The sequence below is a fragment of the Streptomyces sp. NBC_01210 genome (assembly GCF_036010325.1).
Lineage (GTDB): Bacteria > Actinomycetota > Actinomycetes > Streptomycetales > Streptomycetaceae > Streptomyces.
This window is the reverse complement of the sequence record NZ_CP108549.1, coordinates 8,794,936-8,815,746: the sequence shown is the minus strand read 5'-3', so window position 1 is coordinate 8,815,746 and position 20,811 is coordinate 8,794,936. Positions and strand designations below refer to the sequence as shown.

The 20,811-nt window shown below is 67.9% G+C and carries 19 protein-coding genes; 4 read left to right on the top strand and 15 right to left on the bottom strand.

The genetic code is table 11. The annotated features are described in order from the left end of the window. Positions 1 to 2: 2 nt before the first annotated feature. Both OG735_RS39770 and OG735_RS39765 read right to left on the bottom strand, forming a co-directional pair. The gene (locus tag OG735_RS39770; protein WP_327328001.1) at positions 3 to 782 is read right to left on the bottom strand and encodes a LamB/YcsF family protein; all 780 of its coding nucleotides are present in this window, start codon (positions 780 to 782) and stop codon (positions 3 to 5) included. A gap of 169 nt (positions 783 to 951) precedes the next feature. Continuing rightward, positions 952 to 1,431, bottom strand: coding sequence for an ATP-binding protein (locus OG735_RS39765; protein WP_327328000.1), 480 nt, complete (start codon positions 1,429 to 1,431; stop codon positions 952 to 954). 158 nt (positions 1,432 to 1,589) lie between these two features. Here OG735_RS39765 and OG735_RS39760 point away from each other — a divergent pair, with 158 nt between their 5' ends. Further along, the gene (locus tag OG735_RS39760) at positions 1,590 to 1,757 is read left to right on the top strand and encodes a hypothetical protein (protein ID WP_327327999.1); all 168 of its coding nucleotides are present in this window, start codon (positions 1,590 to 1,592) and stop codon (positions 1,755 to 1,757) included. A gap of 141 nt (positions 1,758 to 1,898) precedes the next feature. Here the strand turns inward: OG735_RS39760 and OG735_RS39755 are convergent, their stop codons facing one another. The 6 genes from OG735_RS39755 to OG735_RS39730 all read right to left on the bottom strand — a co-directional run bounded on the left by OG735_RS39755 (position 1,899) and on the right by OG735_RS39730 (position 13,306). Beyond that, the gene (locus OG735_RS39755) at positions 1,899 to 7,046 is read right to left on the bottom strand and encodes a tubulin-like doman-containing protein (RefSeq protein ID WP_327327998.1); all 5,148 of its coding nucleotides are present in this window, start codon (positions 7,044 to 7,046) and stop codon (positions 1,899 to 1,901) included. Positions 7,047 to 7,051: 5 nt separating this feature from the next. Next, positions 7,052 to 8,140 (bottom strand): AAA family ATPase, encoded by a 1,089-nt coding sequence (locus OG735_RS39750; protein WP_327327997.1) that lies wholly within the window; start codon positions 8,138 to 8,140, stop codon positions 7,052 to 7,054. Continuing rightward, positions 8,140 to 9,696, bottom strand: a complete 1,557-nt coding sequence (locus OG735_RS39745) for a VMAP-C domain-containing protein (RefSeq protein ID WP_327327996.1) — start codon at positions 9,694 to 9,696, stop codon at positions 8,140 to 8,142. The genes OG735_RS39750 and OG735_RS39745 overlap by 1 nt, the downstream gene beginning before the upstream one ends. A 188-nt stretch (positions 9,697 to 9,884) precedes the next feature. Then, a complete protein-coding gene (locus tag OG735_RS39740) occupies positions 9,885 to 10,817 on the bottom strand; it encodes a trypsin-like peptidase domain-containing protein (RefSeq protein ID WP_327327995.1) in 933 nt (310 codons plus the stop codon). A gap of 9 nt (positions 10,818 to 10,826) precedes the next feature. Continuing rightward, the gene (locus OG735_RS39735) at positions 10,827 to 11,234 is read right to left on the bottom strand and encodes a CU044_2847 family protein (protein ID WP_327327994.1); all 408 of its coding nucleotides are present in this window, start codon (positions 11,232 to 11,234) and stop codon (positions 10,827 to 10,829) included. A gap of 254 nt (positions 11,235 to 11,488) precedes the next feature. Beyond that, positions 11,489 to 13,306 (bottom strand): VanW family protein, encoded by a 1,818-nt coding sequence (locus OG735_RS39730; protein ID WP_327327993.1) that lies wholly within the window; start codon positions 13,304 to 13,306, stop codon positions 11,489 to 11,491. A gap of 607 nt (positions 13,307 to 13,913) precedes the next feature. On the opposite strand from OG735_RS39730, the gene OG735_RS39725 reads away from it, so the two are divergent. Continuing rightward, entirely contained in the window at positions 13,914 to 14,312 is a 399-nt protein-coding gene (locus OG735_RS39725; protein WP_327327992.1) for a DUF6221 family protein, read from the top strand. 99 nt (positions 14,313 to 14,411) lie between these two features. On the opposite strand, the gene OG735_RS39720 is transcribed toward OG735_RS39725, so the two are convergent. Next, positions 14,412 to 15,530: a PP2C family protein-serine/threonine phosphatase gene (locus tag OG735_RS39720; RefSeq protein ID WP_327327991.1), complete on the bottom strand. Its 1,119-nt coding sequence runs from the start codon at positions 15,528 to 15,530 to the stop codon at positions 14,412 to 14,414. A gap of 238 nt (positions 15,531 to 15,768) precedes the next feature. Next, a complete protein-coding gene (locus tag OG735_RS39715; RefSeq protein WP_327327990.1) occupies positions 15,769 to 16,119 on the bottom strand; it encodes a VOC family protein in 351 nt (116 codons plus the stop codon). A 128-nt stretch (positions 16,120 to 16,247) separates the two neighbouring features. On the opposite strand from OG735_RS39715, the gene OG735_RS39710 reads away from it, so the two are divergent. Further along, positions 16,248 to 16,520, top strand: a complete 273-nt coding sequence (locus tag OG735_RS39710) for an ArsR/SmtB family transcription factor (RefSeq protein WP_327327989.1) — start codon at positions 16,248 to 16,250, stop codon at positions 16,518 to 16,520. 68 nt (positions 16,521 to 16,588) lie between these two features. Here OG735_RS39710 and OG735_RS39705 read toward each other — a convergent pair whose 3' ends face one another. Continuing rightward, positions 16,589 to 17,047 carry a hypothetical protein gene (locus OG735_RS39705; RefSeq protein WP_327328617.1) on the bottom strand — a complete coding sequence of 153 codons (459 nt, stop codon included), beginning with the start codon at positions 17,045 to 17,047 and terminating at the stop codon, positions 16,589 to 16,591. Between the two features lie 152 nt (positions 17,048 to 17,199). Between OG735_RS39705 and OG735_RS42205 the strand changes: the two genes are divergently transcribed. Then, positions 17,200 to 17,385, top strand: a complete 186-nt coding sequence (locus OG735_RS42205) for a hypothetical protein (RefSeq protein ID WP_442812567.1) — start codon at positions 17,200 to 17,202, stop codon at positions 17,383 to 17,385. 21 nt (positions 17,386 to 17,406) lie between these two features. Here OG735_RS42205 and bla read toward each other — a convergent pair whose 3' ends face one another. The 4 genes from bla to OG735_RS39680 form a co-directional block, all read right to left on the bottom strand. After that, a complete protein-coding gene (gene bla / locus OG735_RS39695; protein ID WP_327327988.1) occupies positions 17,407 to 18,348 on the bottom strand; it encodes a class A beta-lactamase in 942 nt (313 codons plus the stop codon). 105 nt (positions 18,349 to 18,453) lie between these two features. Beyond that, positions 18,454 to 18,630 (bottom strand): hypothetical protein, encoded by a 177-nt coding sequence (locus tag OG735_RS39690; RefSeq protein ID WP_327327987.1) that lies wholly within the window; start codon positions 18,628 to 18,630, stop codon positions 18,454 to 18,456. A 28-nt stretch (positions 18,631 to 18,658) separates the two neighbouring features. Continuing rightward, a complete protein-coding gene (locus tag OG735_RS39685) occupies positions 18,659 to 19,216 on the bottom strand; it encodes a hypothetical protein (RefSeq protein WP_327327986.1) in 558 nt (185 codons plus the stop codon). Between the two features lie 364 nt (positions 19,217 to 19,580). Beyond that, positions 19,581 to 20,051, bottom strand: coding sequence for a GNAT family N-acetyltransferase (locus OG735_RS39680; protein WP_327327985.1), 471 nt, complete (start codon positions 20,049 to 20,051; stop codon positions 19,581 to 19,583). Positions 20,052 to 20,811: the final 760 nt, after the last annotated feature.

Genomic DNA, 20,811 nt, shown 5'->3' with positions numbered 1-20,811 from the left:
GGCTAGTGCACCTCTACGAACGGGCTGAGCGTGACGCCCGCTTCAAGTAGTGCCCTTTTCACCTCGCGGGCCATCTCTGCGGCCCCGGGGGTGTCTCCGTGGACGCACAACGAGCGGGGGGTGAGGGTGACGGTGGTGCCCAGCAGGGACGTGACCGTGCCGTGAAGCACCATGGTGGTACAACGCTCCACCACGGCGTCAACGTCGTGCAGGACGGATCCGGGGATGTCGCGGGGCACGAGGCGGCCCTGTTGGTCATAGGCCCGGTCGGCGAAGGCCTCTGCGACGCCGGTGAGTCCGCGGGTGTGGGCTGCTTGCAGCACGCGCGAATCCGGCAGCCCGAGGACGGCAAGGTGGGGGTCGTAGCGGTGTACGGCCTCGACCAGGGCGGTGGCTTGTTCGCCGTCGACAGCGACGGTGTTGTAGAGAGCACCGTGGGGCTTGACGTAGCTGACCCGGCTGCCGGCGATCCGGGCGAAGCCGTCGAGGGCGGCGATCTGGTAGATGACATCGTTGATGAGGTCCTCGGGAGCAACGCGCATGGCCCGCCGGCCGAAGCCGGCGAGGTCGCGGTAGCCGACATGGGCGCCGATCGCGACCCCGTTCCCCGCGGCCTTCCGGCATACCCTCCGCATGATGTTGGGGTCCCCGGCGTGGAAGCCGCAGGCGACGTTGGCGCTGGTGACGATGTCCAGCAGGGTGTCGTCGTCTCCCATCGTCCAGGCCCCGAATCCTTCGCCCAAATCGCAGTTGAGGTCGATAACCGGTGGGATAGCTGCCATGGCATTTCCTTTGCGAGGCTGACCGTGGGGCCGGGCTGTTGGTGCGTACAGGTCAGGCGAGACGGTCGTCGGCTTAAGTGTGGGTAGGGAACTCGTATCTCGCGGAAGGTGCGCTGTGAGGCGTGCCGCTTCGCGGAGCGTTCCTTGCGCACAATGGTGGCCTTCTTCTTCAAACGGCGTCGGGTATACAGCTGTCGCCGCACGGGCCGGCCAGCTGCGAAAGTGAGGTCTCGAAGCAGGCCCACACCACGTGCCCTCCCTGCAGGTGATGGTGGCCCCAGATGCTGGTCACAGCATCGACCAGGAACAGTCCTCGGCCGTGACAGAAGTCCTCGGGGCATTCGTCGACGGTGAGATCTCCGCTCCAGCCGGAGCCGTGGTCGCCGACTTCCAGCGCCGGCAACCCGGAGCCGTCCCCGTGATCGATCACATGCATGCTGTGCCAGATCGGGCCGCTGCCGTGCGTGACGGCATTGGTGACCAGCTCAGAAACGACCAGTTCGGCGTCGTCGGTCAGGCCTGTCAGGCTCCAGGCCTCGAGCTGCTCTGCGATCTGCCGACGGGCGATGGCCGGGGCCTGCATCGTCGGACTGGGGGCCCATGTCGCGGCGAGCTGAGCGGTGCTTCGTGCGGTGGCGATGGGGGTCATGACGTGCTCCCCAAATGATCAAGTAGGGGGAATGAGGATTGCCGGGAGGGGGACGGCGAGCGTCCGAGGCGGCGGATGACCGCAGAAGCAAAGTCGCTGTGGCGATTCCCTCAATCTAGCTATTGTTCAACAATCCCGCAATATCCCAATCCTTGGATATGACATGCAGTCGATTCCCGGGGCGACTGGCACCCCTCACCGGCGTACGCCGCGGCTCGGCCAGTGGACTGCGGCTGCGGCCGGGCCACCGGTGGGCGGTCGGCCGGATCAACTGCACGCTCACGTCCGGGCGGGGCGGTCTGCCCGCGCTGGGGAACAGCCTCTGAACGCGTTCGCGGCCGGTAGTGCGGCGCCAGACCGACACTGCGATGCGCGCAAGGCCGGTGGTCATCGAACTACTGGTATTGCGGTTCCGCTGTCCCAACGCCGACTGCGCGCTTCAGGCGATAGCGGCGGGCCGTGGGCGTCTACTCGGGTGGCAGCGGCCGCTCAGAGGCGTCGCTCCACCAGGGCGTATCCTCCTGCTCCGGCTCGCGCCATGAGGCCCGGTTGATCGGGCCGCCCGCTCTACGCCCTGCAGCGGGCCCCGTTCCGCCGTCCGGCGCGTACCGCTGGTCGAGGGCGCGCAGTGTGGGGCGGGTCCGGCGTTGTGCGCTCGGGAAGCGGAGGTCGAGTGCGCCGTTGAGCGTGCGCTCCCAGAAGCCGAGCAGTGGGACGATCCACTCTTTGTCCCCCGCGCTGTCCTGCACGGAGATCTCTTCGAGCAGGGCGATCTGTTGCGGTGCCACCTCGTGGACGAGGATGCGGAAGAGGGGCGCTGGTGGCTCGGGAGTGGTCGCGAGACCCGTGGGCTGGGCCGCCATCAGCTGGTCGCAGAAGTCCTGGATGATCTCGCCCTCGTCGAGCAGGACCCACTGCTCGTACGCACGGAGCAGACCCGGCCAGCTGGAGACGCTCTCGTCGAAGGCTTCGAGGCGCAGCGTCATGGCGGCGGAGTCGCCGTCCTGAAGCCTGATCCGGATGGAGTGGGGGGAGGCGGCGGGTCCCTCCACCGCCACCCTGCCGTTCCACATCGCGCACAGGATGCTGTGCAGGATCCGCTGTCTGTCGCCCTCTGTACTGGCCAGCCAGTCGTCGCGGTAGCCCAGTCGCTGGCGCCAGTGCAGGAAGTCGTCGGTGCCCGCCGCGTCGTGGGACTGCGACCACATGCGCAGTATGTGCCGTACCTCGGGGACATCGGTGAGGCTCATCCCGCTGCGGAACAGCACGACGGTGATGGAATCGGTGGCAGCGGCGCGGAATTCCATGACCGCACCCGGCTCGCGTGGGAGGTTCAGTTCCTGCCTGAGGAACTGAACGGCGTTGCTGTTGCCCTCGGTGTGCGGGTGGATGACAAGTACCTTCAGCGGACCGTTGCCGGCGGGCGTGAACCCGACCGGCAGCAGGCCCGCGAGCTGTGAACGGAACTGGTCGAGCCAGTGGCTGTCGACCGAATCGGTGGCGTCCTCGTCGCCTGCGGCCGCCTGCAGCAGCATGCCCAGAGAGGGCAGCAGCGGATGGTCGTTGAGCATGCTCGCCTCGCCGAAAAGCCCCTTCACGCGCCGCTCGACCACCTGCTTGATCTCCTTGACCGCGGCGCGCGGAGAGTGGCGTACGGCATCCAGCGCGCGCTGCCACTCATCGGGGTGGATCATCTTGTCGAGGAGCGCGGCGGGGTCCTCGTCCTGCGCGAGCCCCTCGAGTTGGCACAGCCGGTCGAACACGGCGTAGTAGAGGGCCTCGAGGTTGTTCTGCGGGGGCAGCAGGCAGGAGAGGCCGGCCCGGTCGTCCCGATAGAGCTCCCTGCAGCATTCGGTGAAGGACTTATGCTCGTCCTCCTCGTACGCGCGAAGCGCCCTGTCCAGTTCGGAGACTTCCTTCATCGCGTGCACCAGCGGGACCCTCCATCGCGCCTCGTGATCCTTCCAGCCGCGGTGCCACAGCATGCTGGCCCGCCATCTGTACCAGGCGTCCTGCTCCTCGATGACCTGCTGTACATCCGGATCCCCCCAGCGAGCCGGCACCAGTCCGCCCTTGATCCTGGGGACCTGGGGGGTGGAATGCTCGACACCCTTCGGCCGCTCCGGCTCGTTCTTACGATTGTCGAGCATGCCGACGAAACCTCGCTCGGCGGGCCGCTGCGGGTGCCCCACCAGCCCGGCCATGACGTGTTGCATCCTGAAAGGCCCCAGCAGGCCGATCAGATTTCGCGCGCCCACGCGCGGTCTGAAGTCCTCCACCAAGCGAGGGATTGCCCGGTCGAGCTCCCGGCTGAGCCTGTGGAGACCGTCCTCCATATCGCCGATCCGATCCCGCAGCGCCTGGCCGATGGCTTTGCTTCCCTTGGGCAGCGGGTCGGGAAACAGCACTTCGGGGACCTCACGCGTCCACAGCGGCCCCAGCCCCGAGTGCATGAACATCTCCCTGACCCTGGCGGTGCCGCCCTCGTCCGCGCGACGGGCCTGCTCGGCCATGTCCCGTACCGCATTGGCGAGCAGCCGTCCCGCCATGATCTCCGCAAGGTTGTCCGCCGGCACGGTCAGAGATGCCGCCAGAGCGGTGGACATGCCCCGGCGGCCGATACCGGAGCGCGACGGAGCGGAGCGCTGCACGCTCTGGCTGACGAAGCCGGCGGCGGACGACGGGTAGTCACCCTCCGCGCGCCCCGAAGTGTTCTCCTCGCTCGGGTGGGTGCCGATCAAGGACATCACCATTGCAGTAGCCGATCGGCGCAGATCCTCGGGCCGGATGCCGGCAGGCCTGCCCAACAAGATGGCGGTCTGGACGGTCGAAGGACGCAGACGCACCACGCCCTCCTGCGGATAGCGAACGGAGAGCGCCCCGGGCTGTTCGACATCACCGAAGTCTGGCGAAGGGGCGTTCTGGTCATCCACCAGGCGGGAGAGGTCCACCAGTGCACGCCCGGCGTTGAGTTCGGCCTCGCGGCCGCCGCCCGCCTCGGGCGGGAACGCCGACGGCATGACGACCAGTGGATAGATCTTCACCCCCGGCATGTTGAACTTGCGGAACTCGTGCCCGATGAGGTGGATGAAGTCGTAGTAGATCCCGGCTCCGGTGCCTCCGGCCACCGAGAACGCCACGAACACATCGCAGCCGCGGATCTGGCGTCCGCCCAGGTCGCGCAGGTCACCGACGGAATTGCTGACCGCAGCGATGGCCGCCCGCAACTGGCCAAGGACCGGCTCCAGGCCGTTGCGCAGTGTCGCAAAGAGCGCCGCCCTGCCGATGGTCGGCAACTGCCCGGCACCCATGTGCAGCGGCGTGACCTTCGGCTCCTGCTTGGCGGGCGGCAGCCACTCTCGTGTCTCTTCATGCAGCGCCACGCGCAGCAACCGTGTCACTTCGGTCGAGGTGTCGTAGTTGGGTGGCAGGTCGTGAATGACACGCGAGGTATGGGCATAAGCCGCCGCCTCGGCACCCTCGGCGTTGAACTGCGGCAGCTGATCAAGCTCGCGCTCACTGAAATCCGCGTACACGAACTGAAGGCAGTCAGGCAATTGGAACGGGGCACGCCTGCCTCCGCCGGCCAACGCGGTGCCGTCGGGGCCGCAGAGACTGCGGCGCAGGCCACGCTCCAGTTCGGCGCCTATCAGCGCGCCCGTTCCTCCCAGTCCAACGAAGAGCATCGGGTCGTAGATCTTGGAGATCGAGGGGACGCTCAGACTCGGGAGCGGTTCGGCTCGTCCCGGATACGGAGAGCGGGGGCCGTCGGCAAGCTTCGGGCCGTCCGCAACGGGTTGGGCGTCCTCCCCGGCGGAGGGAGCAGAGGGAGGGCCCGCCGCGCCCTTTCGTGGCGCCACGGCTGTCGACATCAGGGCCGCCAACTGCCGGTTGGGGCCGCCCAGTCCTTGCAGCACCGACAGCGCGACCGTCGCGAACGGCACGCCGCTCTCCGGAATCGAGAACCGGCTGTCTGCTGCCCCGGACGGCACCAGCGCACGGAAGTCGAGCGTGCCCCCGAACCGCTCGGCGACGGCACCGGAGATCCCGCTCAGCACATCGAGCACCTGCATCGACTCGCGCCGGGTCAGCGTGTCGAGGAGTTGGTCCCGTACCCCTGGCGCGAAGTCGTACAGCACGGTCTCCGGGTCCTGGCTTTCGGTGTGCGGGCCGTCCACGGCCACGAGCAGGCCGGACAGAAAGACTTCGGCCAGATGCATCGGCCCTGATGCGGGCAGCATCGCCCGCTGCACCAGGCGCATCACGGGCAGCGTCAGTGGCGCCGCAGCCAGGTACCCGGCGAGCTCGAAGGCCGCCGGGGACGCCTCCGCCCGGAACAGGTCGAGATCGGCCCATGGGCCGGTCGGCGCGAGCCGCTCCGACTGCGGCTCCTGGTCGCTGGGACCGGTCGCCAGCCCGGCGGCGGGCACCGCCAGCATGGGCGTCCCTCCTGTTGACTTGCCCCCAACGACATCGGCCCACGGCTTCAGCCACCCTGCGTCGACTTCCAGTACGGGAATCCACCCGTCGAGTGGTCCTTTCGTCAGGGGAGGGGCAATCGAATCCGTGGCGTGGATGAGCGGTAGGGACCGTCCGGTACGGGACTGGGCGGTGGCCCGTACCGGCACCGGCCGAAGTGACGTGCGGTGCCAAAGACGCCGGGGCAGCACCTGCAGGATGGCCACCGGGGATGTCCTGGCCCACTGGCCGAGTGCCAGGCCGATCCCGCCACGCTGCCAGGCGGAACCCACGCCGTCGGTCAGGACCAGCACAGCGCGCCGTCCGGTGGGATCCGTGAGCTGTTCCGGGCTCCGCCGCAGTCCCCGACGCCGGCCCGGGCGCCATCCGCGTCGCCGGAACGGCTCGAGGTCGATCCCGGTGTCCGATGCGAGCATCGACCAGCAACGTACATCCCTGAACGCCCCGTGCCGCTCAAGCAGAGTGCGCAGTTCCGCGCTGAAGCTGTGCCACATCACCATGGAGGGTCCTGCATCCACCACCAGGTCGACCGACAGCCACGGTTCGGTGGCCGGTAGCTGAACGGGGAAGGGGAAGCACGCCTCGGCGGACGCCGTGGCAGAGGCCGCCTCGTCCAGCACGAGGGGGCCGGGTGCCCGGACTTCGCGTTTCAGAGGGCGCAGGGCACGCGACAGGGCGAGTCCGTCTGCGAGGGCGAATGCGCCGGGGACGCGCACGGCCGACGCCCGTGTCCCGGTGAAGTCCCCGTCGGTGGCGGAGCCCGAGGGGCCGAGCCAGGAGGGCGCCCCGGCCGGATACAGCTCAACCAGGGGCCCCTTCCCGGCCGCGCCGCCGCTCCTCAGCCCGTCGCCGCTCCGCCTCTGTTCCCCTTCCGCTTCCTCCCGACCGGACGGGCCACTGTCAGCGGCCCTTGTCTGCACATCGATGGCTGGTGCGGAATCCTCTTCGGTTCCCCTGCCCGGCACCCCGTCGTCGAACTGGCCGGCCGCCGTGTCCGCTTCGGGCGGGCTCTGCGTCCGGCCGATCGTGTGCTGGGCCAGCCACAACACATCGGCCACATCTTCGGCCGTCGGGGAACCGATCGCCGGTCCTGACGCAAGCAACTGCAGGATTTCTTTGGGGAGCTCGCCGGGCATGGGGGTCAATCCTCGTTGAGCGGCCGCAGCAGGCGGCGCTCAATGAGTTCCGGACCGCCTTCTTCCTCCCACAGCGATGACGAGGCCATCTGTAGGGCGTTCAGTAGCTGATCGTTCGCCAAGTCCGCGGACTCGTCGTGCTGTTTGCGCAGAAACGTGGCGATCAGGCGGCGCCGCTTGACGAGTTCCCCCTCGTCGCTGGTCGGCAGGTGGGCAGCCACAATGTGGGCGAGTTTGTCCTCGTCGGGCGGGGCAATCTCCAGACGTACGCAGCGCCGCAGGAACGCCGGCGGGAAGTCCCGTTCACCATTGCTGGTGAGCACGACCACGGGGAACTCTGTGCAGCTCACCTGGCCGTGGCGCAGCTCTACCCAGCGGCCTGGGTCCGTCGTCATCACCGTCGCGCTGTCCCGGGCCAGCCGCGCCAGCTCCGGGATGAGGAACTCGCCCTCCTCAAAGACATTCAGCAAGTCGTTGGGTAGGTCGAGATCGCTCTTGTCGATCTCGTCGACGAGCAGCACGCGGGGCCTTTGCCAGGGGAGCAGCGCCGTACCGAGTGGGCCGAGCCGCAGGTAGGGCCCGATGTCCGGCGGCTCCACCGATTCTCCGGTTCCGCCCTGTCCCGAAAGCACCTTGTCGCGGTGAAGACCCACGTCCTGGAGCCGCCCGATCGCGTCGTAGTGGTACAGCCCGTCGAGGAGAGTCGAGCGGCTGGTGATGGACCAGCGCAGCACAGGACCCAGTTTCAGCTCATGAGCAATGCTGTACGCCAGAGTCGACTTGCCGACCCCGGGCCGACCGGTGACGAGCAGCGGACGGCGCAGGTGGAGCGCCATGTTGACCAGGTTGACCTCCTCCAGATCCGCCTGGTACGTCATGCCCTGCAGGTTGCGTCCGAGGCGGCGCCCGCCGACCCGGCCCACCTCGACCGACGACGGTGTCAGCCCTCGGGAGGTGTCGTCGGGAGCGTGCTCCGAGAAGGCTCGCCAGGGCGGCGGTGCGGGCAGCCGCTCGATGCCGTCGTGCGGTTCCTGCGAACAACGGTAAATCCACCAGTGCGGCGCGACGGTCGCCGACTTTTCGATTTCTTCCATCACTGCTCCTGTTCCTGCTCGTTCGCAGTCCAGACCGGAGCAGCGAAGGAGCGTGCCTGGCTCACGTCGATGCAGTCCGGGTCGTCCCACAAGAGGGTCAGGTGGTTGTGCATATCCGCGATGTCGTCCTCCTGCGCCGAACGCCGCCATCTGCGCAGCAGCTCAGGCAGCGACGGGAGGTCTTCGGTGGCGAGTTCACCGAGTCGCGAGATCAACGGCCCGGGGTCTCCTCCGTCGCGGCGCCAGATGATTGCGGGGACACCCTCACGTACGGCGTCCTTGACTCCGTGCACGGCCCGCTCGTCGGTCGGCTCGTAGGCGAAAGCGAGACCCAGGCAGGCGATGTCCGCGTGAGTGTCGAGCCAGCGTCGTACGTCTCCGTCCTTGCCGCGCAGGCGCAACACGGGTCCCCCGCCCTTCAGGCCAGCCAGCGGCTCCGGGGCGCCCGGTTCGGGGTCATCGATCGCCAGCCACCCGCATCGGGTCAACACCTGTGCCGCAGCCGTCCCGTTGTGCAGCAGCTTCCAGCGGTCTCGCCACGGCCGGCGCCACGACGGCTCTCGCAGCCGGTCCAGGGACCGCACCACCACCGGGCACTGGAACCCGACCCGGTAGCCGTCCGCGTCGACTCCCCACATGTCCGCAGGGTGTCCGAGCAGCGACCAGGGCAGCAGAAACTCAATCCGGAAATCGTCGGCGTGATCGCCCGTGGCAACGAGATCGTTCCAGGTAACGAGCAGGTTCGCACCGCCCGCAGCCAGCTCTCTCCTGCCGAGACGACCCTTGCACTCCCGCTTGGTGAGCAGACGCAACCCCGCGTCGTCGCGGTCGTAGAGGTGCGCCTCGATGACGTACTGCTCCGAACCGGCAGGCGCAGACACCTCCTCCACCCTCAGCTGGAGGACCATCCGGCTGCTCGGTGCCGGTTGCCTGGTCCGGGCGGACAGGGCGAGCTTCTCCTCGTCCTGAAGCCCTAGCAGACCGGCCGCGTTGCCGATCTCCTCGCGCAACTCGTCGCTCACGCGGTCGGGTAGACGGGCGGCCAGTTCTGCGAGGAACAGCAGTACCAGCGGCACTCTGTCGTTGCCACGCGCCTGGTCGAGCCGTCGCACGGCCTCCGGCAGAGATTCCCTGCCGCGCAGGGGCGCGCGCCGGCCGGGTCCGCACGCCGTCTGTACCGCCTGCTCCATCACGGCACGCGGCACAGACGGGGCGATACGGTCGCAGAGTTCCTCAAGTCTCGCCAGCTGCCGCTCCGGGAGCCTGCCTCTGCGAGTCAGCCAGTCGATGCATCTCTTCAGGTCGAGCAGGGCGGCTTCGTCACGGCGCAGAAACTCCATGGTGGTCCACAGCGCCCGCAGGGCCGCCTCTGGATCGTGATGATCCTCGCAGAAACGGGCCAGCTGCAGAATATGGTCGGGTGCCACGGCGGACTGCCGGATATCGAGAGGCCTCCTGTCCTGATTGAGTTGGGCTCCCATTTCTTTGAGGACGGTGTGCCGGAATTCGGCGTCTGCGGAATCCGGGAATCCGAGCAGGGCCTCGGCGAGCCGCACGGCTCCACCCCGTGGCCATGCACTGCCGTACTGGGGAGGGGGCGGCTCAGCCTGGACGCTTGGCGTCCGGGGCGGGGGCGGTGGCGCAGGGAGTTCACTGCTGATGCTGTGCATGCCCAGGTCACCGCCGCCCGGATCTCGGCTCGCCCCCAGGACGTGACGCAACCGCTCCAGCCACCCTCCCCTCATCACGGTCCACCAAGCACGGCACGTAACCCATGGATAGCGCCCTCGCCAGGACGCAGAGATTCGATTGCCATTCCCAGTGCCCGGTAGGCCAATTGTGGGTTCTGATAGCCGCGGCACCGTTGCACGATTTCCAGCAAGTGATCACGGGGATGCGATCGGTACGCCACCTGAAAGGCTGTCGTCAGGCCCAGCTCCTCGCCCATGAGCCGCAGGATCTGGCGGCGGAAGTCCGGGTCCTCCGTATCGGGAAATCCCTGCAGTGCCGCCACGATCTGCATCGCGTCGGGCAGTGCGCCGCGTTCGACGAGAACTGTCCGCGGTTTTGGCAGCAGGTCTGCCAGCCAAGCGTGTAACGCGGACACGGGGGTGACCCATCCGCCACGCGGACTGTCGTAGTCGCGGCTCCCCTTGAGTACCCCGCACACTTCCCCGGTACCGGCGCGCATCACCATGCTGCCGCTCATTCCGTCTTTCACTTCATCGCCGCGGACTCTGATGTACGGACCGATGGGCCCGGTCACCTCCAGCAGCAGCGAGTCGGGGTGGACACCCTCGTCCGGTGCATAGGTGGAGAATCCGCGGACTTCCACCTGGTCCGCCGGATGCGGATCGTCCGTTGCCAGTTCGGCATGCGGTCGTCCGTCGCGGTGCTCCACCATGAGCAGAGCCAGGTCGGGGAAGGCGTAGGAGGGGCCGATACCGCCGTGCTCAGAGGACACCTCGATGTCGCCTTGCCGCACCAGGAGCCGCTCCTCCTGGTGGTGCACCGTCACGCTCTCCTGATACTCCCGGGGTTCAGCCACCACGTGTGCCACGGTGACCACATACCGGGACGTCACCAGAAATCCGCTCCCCAGGAAGCCCGTCGCATCACTCAGCCAGACAGCGGCGTCCCGTGCACGGCTCACATGGGGCACTTCGGCATTCTTCATGACCAGTCGTCAGGCAACGTCGACCGGGACGGACGTGTTGTGAGGCTGTGCTGCGTGGGATTGCTCCCGCCTGGAGGCCGTGTCCCAGGTCATCCGCACGCTCAGGGAGGCCTCACTCGCCGCCTCCGCGATCACACCCACCAAGTGTCCTGACTTGATGGCCAACTTGAGGCCGAACTCCAACTCGAAGCTGTCGGGCTGTCCAGGTCCACCACCGGCGATGGTGTCGGCCGCCCATCTCCCCATGCCCTTGATCAGTGTGCGGACCTCATCCAGCTTGAGCGCCACCGCGGCCGTCGCCTGGCCGCTCGCTCTGCGCAGTCCCGCGTCCCCGCCACTGCCCGGCTTGGTCAGTTCTATGACCTCGGCCCGAATCTCCGTGCCGTCTCCGATGTCAATCGTGACCAGAGCGCTCATCGGCACCCTCCCCCTCAGATTGGCTGCCAGCATACGGACGACCATGGGCAGTTGGCAGCGATTCGCCCTTGGTTTCCCCCTTCCTCGCATCCTTCGCAAGAAGCGCCGCAACCCTGCACGCACCCGAGTACGGCCCGGGGACCGCGTAGCGCCACCCCACCCTCAACTCGAAGCCGCCCTGCCATTGCGCTGACAGGCCCGACCGTAGCCCGGCACGGACGGCGCGCTTGCCGTGCGGACCCAGCGGACTCGAATCAGCCGAGGGGGGCGCGGTCGCTCGTTGCCGTTGCCGTTGCCGTTGCCGTTGCGCGCGATGCGTCCGATCGTCCCGCCGCCGCTGCGGTGGCCGGTTCCTCCGGGGTGCACGTGACCTTGTCGCGAGGCGTGTAGTGGGTCTGGAAGTCTTCGCGCTTGATTTCCCGGCCGTCCTGCACGAAGACGCGGCCGACGGAAACGTCGAACCCTTGGAGTGGGCTCTGGACTTCGCACTGCGGGCCGCTGCCTGTGCGCGTGCCCGGCGGCTTGATGTTGGTGCGCGGCCCCTTGGTCGCACGTATCTCGTCGTACTTCTTCGTGCCCAGGAAGGTGATGGTCACCGACGTGTCAGTGGATTCGGCCTTGATGTAGAGGGCGTGACCAGAATCGTTGATCCAGCGGAGGTCGAGGGTGCCCCACGCGACGGTGGCCTCGCGGCCCTCGGGGTAGCGCTCGATGTAGAAGGAGTGGGCGCCGTGCTCCATGGGCTTGACGCCCGCGAAGAACATGGCGTTGAACATGGTGGTGGCGACTGCGGAGACGCCGCCGCCGGGCGACTTCACGAACTGACCATTGTTGATCATGATGCCGTCGACGAAGCCGTTGTCCTTCGTGCGCTCGCCGACCGTGCGGTTGAAGCTCCACTCCTGTCCGGGGTGGACAACCGAGCCGTTGATGAGCTGCACCGCACGGCCGATGTTGGTGCTGCGGTAGGGGGCGGCCGGGAACGCGACGGTGAAGGAGGAGACCTTCTCCTTGATGCCGAGCCGCTGGACCGATGCACTCGTGAGCTTCGGCTGGACCACTGCGGAGGCGATCTCGCCGGTGCGGGCCGGGCCGGAGCGGGTCAGCAGGGGCATCACGGCCTCGCCGAGGGCCTTCGCGGTGACATGCCGCCCGACACTGCTGTCCTGGGCCACCACCACGCGGTCGTCGTCGTCGAGACGGAGCGCGGCGTCCCGAGGGCCCTGGGAGGCGTCCCGCACCGGGCGGGAGACAGCGGGGTCGACGAACAGCCCCTTGGAGTCGAGGCTCGGCACAAGGCGGTTTCGGCTGTCGGGCTTCATCGTCAGATGCTTGCCGAGCGTGGCGGGGGCCATGGCTATGCGTTTGTCGGCGAGGGTCAGTATGACGGGGCCGGACATCGCGGGCTGGGCGAACTCATTCATGGCTCGCTCGGTCTCGTGCGGGCCGATGCGCGGCTGCGTCTGCCTCACCGGTATCGCGACGGGGGTGGCATGCGTCGCGTTGCGGTAGTCGTGGAGGATGGTGTCCAGGGCCTTGTCCGCGATCACGGTGACGCCGGTGACCGGAGCGACGGCCTTCGCTCTGCCCTTCTCGAACGATATGGCCCCGTCACGGACCTGCCGCTTGGCGGCCGCGGCGATACGGTCTGTTCCCGCCCGGCTCTTGTGCTCGTCCACACGTAGCACCGGCTCGACGTCCCGGCCGCCGGAGGCGAGGAGCCTGCCGATCGCTGTCACCGGGTCGGATCCTGCGCTCGCGGCACGGTCGACGGTCGCTGCAGTGTCGAGGGACAACCCGAGCGCGCCGGGATCGGCCTTCTCGATACGGTCACCGATCTTCAGCGTGAGCGGTGCCGCGAAGACCGGCCCGAGCTTGCGGTGCAGGACCCGCTGGGCCTCCGCTCGGCCCATTCCTCCGATGTCGACACCGCGCACCCTTGTGCCCTCGGCGATGTCGTCGCCGGCCACGAGCCCAGCGACGTAGAGGCCACCCAATCCGAGCACGACAGCCCCACCTGCGACAGGCAGAACCATCCGCCAGTTGACGGTTCTGCTGCGTGCGCGTCCCATGTCTCTCCCTGTAGCGCCGACGGGCCGGAAAGGTGCGTTTGGCCAGCCAGAGCCAGACCTGCACAAGCGAATTCGCACACAATAGTCCAGAAAATAGATGAAATCGGAGAAATGTAATTTCCGTCACGATTGAGGAATGCACGGTCGAGTCGGAACCGGGAGGTCGCCCTCAACACCCCCGGAGCCCGCGAGCCGGAAAGCTCGCGATCGTCACCGGCGGCCACTCGGTGACACCGCAGTGCCGTCGAAACGCTGTCGCTGAAAGTGAACGAAGCCAAGCGTCCTGTCACCATGCTGCGAGGCAGAACCTTCCACGAGTCACGCACCCCAGAAGCAACCCCCGCATGACCCACGCAGGCTTGACGAAGGAAGCAGAGACACCCCTGCTCCCCTGCCCTGCTCCCCTCTTGGGCGGACAGCCGCTCGCGTTGCCGGTCGCCAGCGCCCAGCGGGCAGTGCCGCAGGTATGTCGGCCTCGTGGCCGGCCGTGCGTCGGCGGCTGGGAGCGGCTGCGGGCTGGATCACGAGGTCCGAGGTCCCCCAGAATGACTGCGCAGTCCCCGTATAAACCGTCACGAGTAACCGTCACGAGAGGAAACGCCGTCGCATGGCCGGCAACGCAGACATGGTGTCCTTCATCGAAGCGCGGCTTGCCGAGGAGGAGCAGGTCGCGTGGGACGCCGGCGGCGCGAGCTGGAGGTGTCCGGCGGATGTTCCAGGAGAGGTCCACGACAGGACGTCCGGCATAGCGTTCACGGTGAGAGGAGCCGGCTACGACCGGCACATCGCACTCCAGGATCCGGCTCGTACGCTGGCCCGCATCGAGACCAGTCGCGTCCTGCTCGGCGAGTACGTGGAAGTGGCGGACCGGGACGCCGACCGGCCGGACGACGACTTCGCCTCCGGACGTGCCGTCGGACTTGGCTTCGCGGTGCGGCAGCTGGCCGCCGAGTACGCCTGGCACCCCGGCTACAAGGCGAAATGGCTCCCCCGGTTCATCCGGTAGCGCTCGTAACAGGTGTGAGGAGTCGACCCCATCGGCCGCCGCGGTCCCCGGCGGTGGCGGTTCCCTGCTTGGCCGGACTGCCGCGGCGGGCGCCCCCACCTACTCTGGGTGCTCCTGCGCCCGGGTGTTCAGGCACCGCACGGCGAGGGCCGCGATGTCGTCGTCGAGCCTGCCGCCGCTGTAGTGGAGCAGGTCCCGGTGAAGCCGGTCGAGCAGCTCGCGGGGCGGCGCCGGGCCTTGCCGCCGCATCCAGTCCGGCAGCGGGAAGAACTCGCCAGTGCGGTCCCGGGTCTCCGTTACGCCGTCGGTGTAGAGCAGCAGCTGGTCGCCCGGGGCCAAGGCGGCGGTGTCGACAAAGTAACGGTCTCCGATGAGCGTCGCGAGGTTGAGGGGCGGCGAGGGGGTGGTGGGCTCCAGGACGCGGATCTCCCCGCGGTGCACGAGCAGCGGCGGGGGGTGCCCGCAGTTGAGAAGTCTGACGTGGTCGCTGCCGTGCGGGATCTCGGCGAGAATAGCGGTAGCGAAGCGCTCCGGCAGGTCCTGGGCGGGGAACGCGTCGCTGTGGCGGGCGATGCTGGTCTCCAGGCGATGGACGATGCCCCTCAGGTCGGGCTCGTCGTACGCGGCCTCCCTGAAGCAGCTGATCACCGCCGCAGCCGCCCCCACCGCGGGCAGGCCCTTGCCGCGTACGTCGCCGATGAGCAGCCGGACCCCGTACGGCGTGTCGGCCGCCTCGTAGAAGTCGCCGCCGATCCGGGCCTGCTCTTGGGCCGCCAGATACAGCGACTCGATCTCGACGCCCGCGATGCGGCGCGGCAGGGGCCGTAGCAGCACCTTCTGAGCTGCATCGGCGACGAGCCGGACGTGGAAGAGTGTCTCCTCCCGCTGGAGCCGGACGTGGCTTGCATAGGCGGCCGCCAAGGTGACCGCGACGATCGCAGCCGCCGTGTACGGCGTCCCCAGGTCGGTGTAGAAGAAGCTGAGGCCGATCATGACCAGCAGGCAGAACGTCCCCAGCAGGATCGTGGGGAGCACGGGCCACATCGCAGCGGCGAGGGCGGGTGCAGCAGGCAGGAGGCGGCTGAAGGCAATCTCCCTCGGTGTGGAGAACGCCAGGCCGGCGATGAGGACGGTAAGGATCACGGGTGAGAGCCGGGCAGCGTCCCACCGGCCGCCGTAGGGAAGACGACGGCTCCGGCGCCGTCCGGACGTGATCACAAAGTGCATCATATAGATCTGAAACGGTTATCGAGCTCAAAGGGATCATGCACTCATCTTGATCTTTGACCTCCGCTGTCCTCTGCCACCGAGCTTGGACCGATCGCCGTTGAACTTGGACCGGACGCTGAGGGACGGAGGAGGAAGCCAGCTGTTGCGTTCTCGCCGTGGCACTCAGCGGATCATGAGCGCTTACAGACAAGCGGGCCAGAACACCACTCGATCGACGTGATACTGCCTACGCGGAGTGCTCGACGTACTCGAAGATGACCCCGCCGGGGTGTCGCACGGTGGCGTTGCGCCCGGTCGGCACCTGGTTCGGGCCGGAGACGATCTCCCCGCCGTGCGTGTCCAGGAGCTTGTTCAGTCCGTCCAGATCATCGACGAGGACCGTGCTCTGGATCTCCCGATACGGAGCAAGCGCCTTGTCGGTGCCCGCAACGAGCAGGAAGCCGCCGATGCTCGCGACTTCCACGTCGCCGTAGGGGAACCGCATCCGGGTGTCCTGGCCCGTCAGGTCGCGCAGGGCCGGAAGCGCGCGGTCCATGTCATCCACGTACAGCCGGGCCAGCGTCGCCAGCACCTTCATGCCCACCCTCCAAGATCAGTTCGATGATCTCGAAATCTTGAACTGATGGCCATACTAGTTGCAGGCCCGAGGCGGAGACGTACGCACTCTGAGTCAGCCCAAGCCCGCAGGCTTCGACCTGGGCGGCCGTGCTGCATGCCCTCGGTGACCCCGCGCGTCTGGAGCTACTGCGGTGCCTGACGGCGAACGGTGAAGTCACGTGCGGCCCTGAAGGGATCACCGTTCCGCGCTCCACGCTGTCGAACCACTGGCGGATGCTGCGCGAGGCGGGCAATACCTCCACGCGCACCAGCGGCAAGACTCGCCTGGTGTCCTTGCGCCGGGCCGAACTCGACGCCCGCTTCCCTCACTTGCTCAGCGCCGTCCTGGCCGAGGTCACCCAATCCTCCACGGACTTCTGAACCCGCTGCCCCAGCGAATTCCCGTCGGTCTGGGTGGCCCTGAGGCTTCGTGACGTCGACTTCCCCCCTCACCCGCCAGAGGTACCTCCCCCGCCGCGGTTGCCATGAGAGCCGGAGCGCAGCGCAAGGGCGCACCATATGGCCGCCGCCGTCAGCGCGGCCCCAGCCATCGCACCCAGCACCGGCGCCTCCGGCCGCCAGCCCAGCGAGAGCCGGGTGCCCAGCATGGTGAGCACGACCGCGATCCCTTCCGGGGCATAGACCGGCACCCTGGCGGCGGCAGCACGCAGTGCGGCTGCCGCCGCCAGGCCGGTCGCGGTCCAAGCGAGCAGATACGGCCAGAGTGCCCCCGGAGCGGCGGACGGCAGCCCGTACTCCTCGGGGCCGATACGGTACAAGGCGCCGGCCCAACCCAGGCCCACCCCGAGGACGGTGATGACCGCCACCCACAAGGCGTGGCGCCACAGCGGGCCTGGCCGCACGGCCCCTTCGTAGTCGTCAGGGCTGGAAGGGTCGAGAAGTTCGATCACGCCCAGAAGGACGCGGCCTGGCGGCCACACGTTGCCCCCGAAGGAGAGATCACGCAACCGATGTGTTCGCGGCGGTCCTGGGACCTCAACATCGACGCCACCGCCTGCCGTGCCGACCAGCACGCCGCAGGAGCGAGGAACATGGGGACTTGCAGTACTTGCAGAAGGAGCCGCCCGGCGGCGTCGCCACCGAGCCCGACGACCACGGCCTCGGACGTTCGCGCGGCGGCCTGACCACCGGGCTGCACCTGGCCGTCGAGCAAGGACAGAAGCCCATGTCCATCGTGATCACCACCGGGCAGCGGGGGGACTCCCCGCAGTTCGAGTGCCTGTGACCAGCACTTCCGTAACCGACCCTAGATGAGTGCCGCCGCCAGCAGTGCGGCGGTGCTGGCCACCAGCGGATGGTCAGCCGACGCGTCTTCCTCGTGTTTGGTCGTCAGGACGGCCATCACGATCGGTGCGCCGTCCGGCGGCCAAGTGATGCCCACGTCGTTGTTGCCGCCGTACCTCCCGCCACCGGTCTTGTCGGCCACAATCCAGTCGGCGGGAAGGCCGGCGCGGAATCTGTCGCCGCTGGTCGTGTTGGCGAGCAGCCAGCCGGTGAGCCGTTCCCGGTCCTGGGATGTGAGCGCGTCGCCGAGCGTGAGGCGCGTGTAGGTCCGGCCGATGAAGCGGGGTGTGGTGGTGTCGGTCACGCGCCGTGGTTCCGCCGAGTTGAGTTCGGGCTCCCATCGATCGAGCCGGGTCTTGCCGTCCCCGATCGAGCGGCAGAAGCGGGTGACGGCGGTCGGTCCCCCCAGCTCGCGGAGCAGCAGGTTTCCCGCGGTGTTGTCGCTGTGGCGGATGGCGGCGTCACACAGCTCCGCGACGGTCATGCCGCCTGCGAGGTTCTCGGCCTTGCCGGTGATCGGGGAGTAGCCCGACTTCTCGACGTACTCCGCGGTGTACCGGATGCGCTTGGCCAGGAACTCGCCGTCGTGGTCGAGGTCGCGCAGAACGGCCGCGGCGGCGATCGTCTTGAACAGCGAGCACATTGGGAAGCGTTCGTCCGCGCGGTACGCCACCATCCTGCCCGTGCGCATATTGCGGGCGAACACGCCCAGACGGGCGCAGTGCTGCTGCTCGAGCTCCCTCAGCCGCGAAGTGATGCCGTCATCCCCGCCAGGTAAGGCGTATGCCGTCCCGCCGAGGGGCAGGGCGACGGAAAGTGCCGTGCCGGCGCCGAGAGCGAGTGCGGTGCGGCGGGAGGGGCGTGGTCCTTTGGTGTGCAAGGCGTTCCCTTCTGAGGCGATCATGACGTAATTCAACACGCGCTGGCGGCCCGGCTGGTTTCGCTGCGGGTGTGACCGTCCTGGCGCAGCGCCGGTGGGCTGCGTGCCCTACGGCCCGTGGGACGGGGCCTACGAAAGGGGCATGTGACCAACGCTCTCGCAACAGTGCACCCACATCATCAGCGGCACGATCCGGTCACCGGCATGGGTGTGCACGGTCTCGCTCCAGTCTGCGGTGTCGTACACCCACACCCGCCCCTGGTCGCTGCACACCGCCAGGTACTTGCCGTCGTCCGAGAACTCCATACGCTCGACGCAGTCGTACTTGACGCTACTACCCGTTGTCGTCTCGAACGGTCGCAGGCTGACCGCCGGTTGGGCAAGGCCCGGGTATGTACGGCGCGTCCTCGGCCGTCCAGCTGTCGCCGTTCAACGGGAAGGCGGCCGAGCTCCAGGCCTGCCCCTTGCTCAAATGCTCCAGCCACTTGCGGTCCGTGACCCGTATCTCGTACTCGCCCTGGATCAGCAGACCCTCGTCCTGCCAGGTGCCGCCACGTTCGTAGTAGAAGTCGTGGAGTTCTTCCCACTGTTCCTCGGTGGGCGGGTCGTTGAGCGTCTCGGTGCGCCGGACTTCCGAGATGAAACGGCGTGCGTTGGTGTCGACCCATTCGTAGTTCAGGATGTCGTCGGTGCTCAGCACCCTTCCCAGGGGACCCTTGCGTTCGTCGTCGTTGCTCAGATAGCCCGCCGCGCTCTCCCAGAGGAAGTGCAGGAAGACGCCCGGCTCCTCGCCCGGCAGGGGGATGTGCGTGCGCGACCCGGTGTCGTAGTAGACGACGAGCACCTGGATTCTGACAGGGAGCCGGTCCGGATCGACTTTCAGAACCCGCACGCCGTACATGTCGGTCGACATCACAGTCGGACCAATATCATCGCATGCCGAAGTTCACGAAGCGCCTGGGCCGCGGCGCCGAGCTGAGCATCGCCGAGGACCTGCGCCACCACGACATCCAGCTCGAACTCCTCAGCGGTCGCCTCCCGGGGGGTGTACGACCCGTCCGGGCACGGCGCCGCACTGTGTCCACGGAGAGGATGTGGGCAAGCACCGGCCTCTCCGCACTGTTCAGCGGACGCGGGTCGAGCGAAATCAGCGAGCGCTTGTCGGTGAGGACCAGGAGCAGTTGGCGATCAGTCCGCCCGAGAACGCAGGTGAGAGTCTTTCGCGCGGCTGGTCGCCTGGTGCGGCGGGGCGCCTGTCACGGACGCCAGTACAGCGAGGGGTCTGGGTGGTCGGCGAAGCCGAGCGCACGGTAAAGAGGCTCACCGTCCGGAGAGGCATACAAGTCCACTCGGGCCACCTGGCGTTCCCGGAACCAGTCGAGCAGGCCCTGCATGATCGCGCGGCTGTGGCCGCGCCGTCGGTACGCCGGATCGGTGACCAGGCCGATCACGTGTCCGATCCGGCCGTTGCGCAGGTGCGGGCCGGGCAGCCGTTGCTCGATGGTGCCGATGCCGCAGGCGGCGAGGCCGTTGTCGCCGTGCACAACGAGGATCCGCACGGCGTCCGCTGTCACCTGTTCCTTCAGCACCGCGGCAAGAGTGTCCCGCCAGTCGTCGTCTGCTGATGAGGGGTTGAAGAAGTCGCCGCCGAGGGTGTCAAACAGCAACGCCCGCATGCGTACGAGCTCCGCGACGTCATCGTCCACTGCCTGCCGCACAAGTGACATGTAATAAGCATAGGGCGTATTAGGGTCTTACGTCGACCTGGTTTGAGATGGTCCCGTCGAATGACTTGCGGGACTGGCGGTTCGGAAGTGGGCACTCAACATCTGGGGGCGCATCGCCTTCGCCACGGTCGCCCTCGCGACCGCGGTGGGCGCTGTCGAGGTGTCCTTCAACTGGCGTGCCGGATGGCAAGTGACGGAAGAGGCGCGGTACCGACTCATAATGCGTGGGGGCGGCTCACCAACACCCGCGTAGCTGCGTCGGCAATCCAGGCGTCTACGGCCCTCACCGTGGGGAGTGAAGACAGTCGAAGGAGACGAAGTGCGTGGGCAGTTCGCGCGCGAGACGCGGCGCAGTGCGGACGCCAGCAGTGAGGCCTCCGGAGACGAAGCCCAGCGACGCGACGCACGCCCGTGGCGGCCCGGTGACCAACCGGGCCGCCACGGCATTGGCGGTGTCGGGATCGTCGGAGTCAGTCGGCCGTGCCCTGGTCGGGCTACTGGGGCGGGAAGTGCCGGTCCAGGATTTCGACCCACCCGTGATACCGATTCTCGCCCCGGCGAGCTGGTACTCCTCAGCTGGCGGTGCCCGTTGATCTCACTCGATGCCTGACTCGGCCTCCTGCAGGGCGCCGTTGGTCTGGACACGAAATGGAGTCAGCGGCTGGGCAGGGGAGCAACAGTCGGCAGTATGCTGCTGTCCGGAGGCGGCGTGGGACATGCCGCTGACCAGCCCGGACAGCGCGGGCCTGTCCGGGACAGC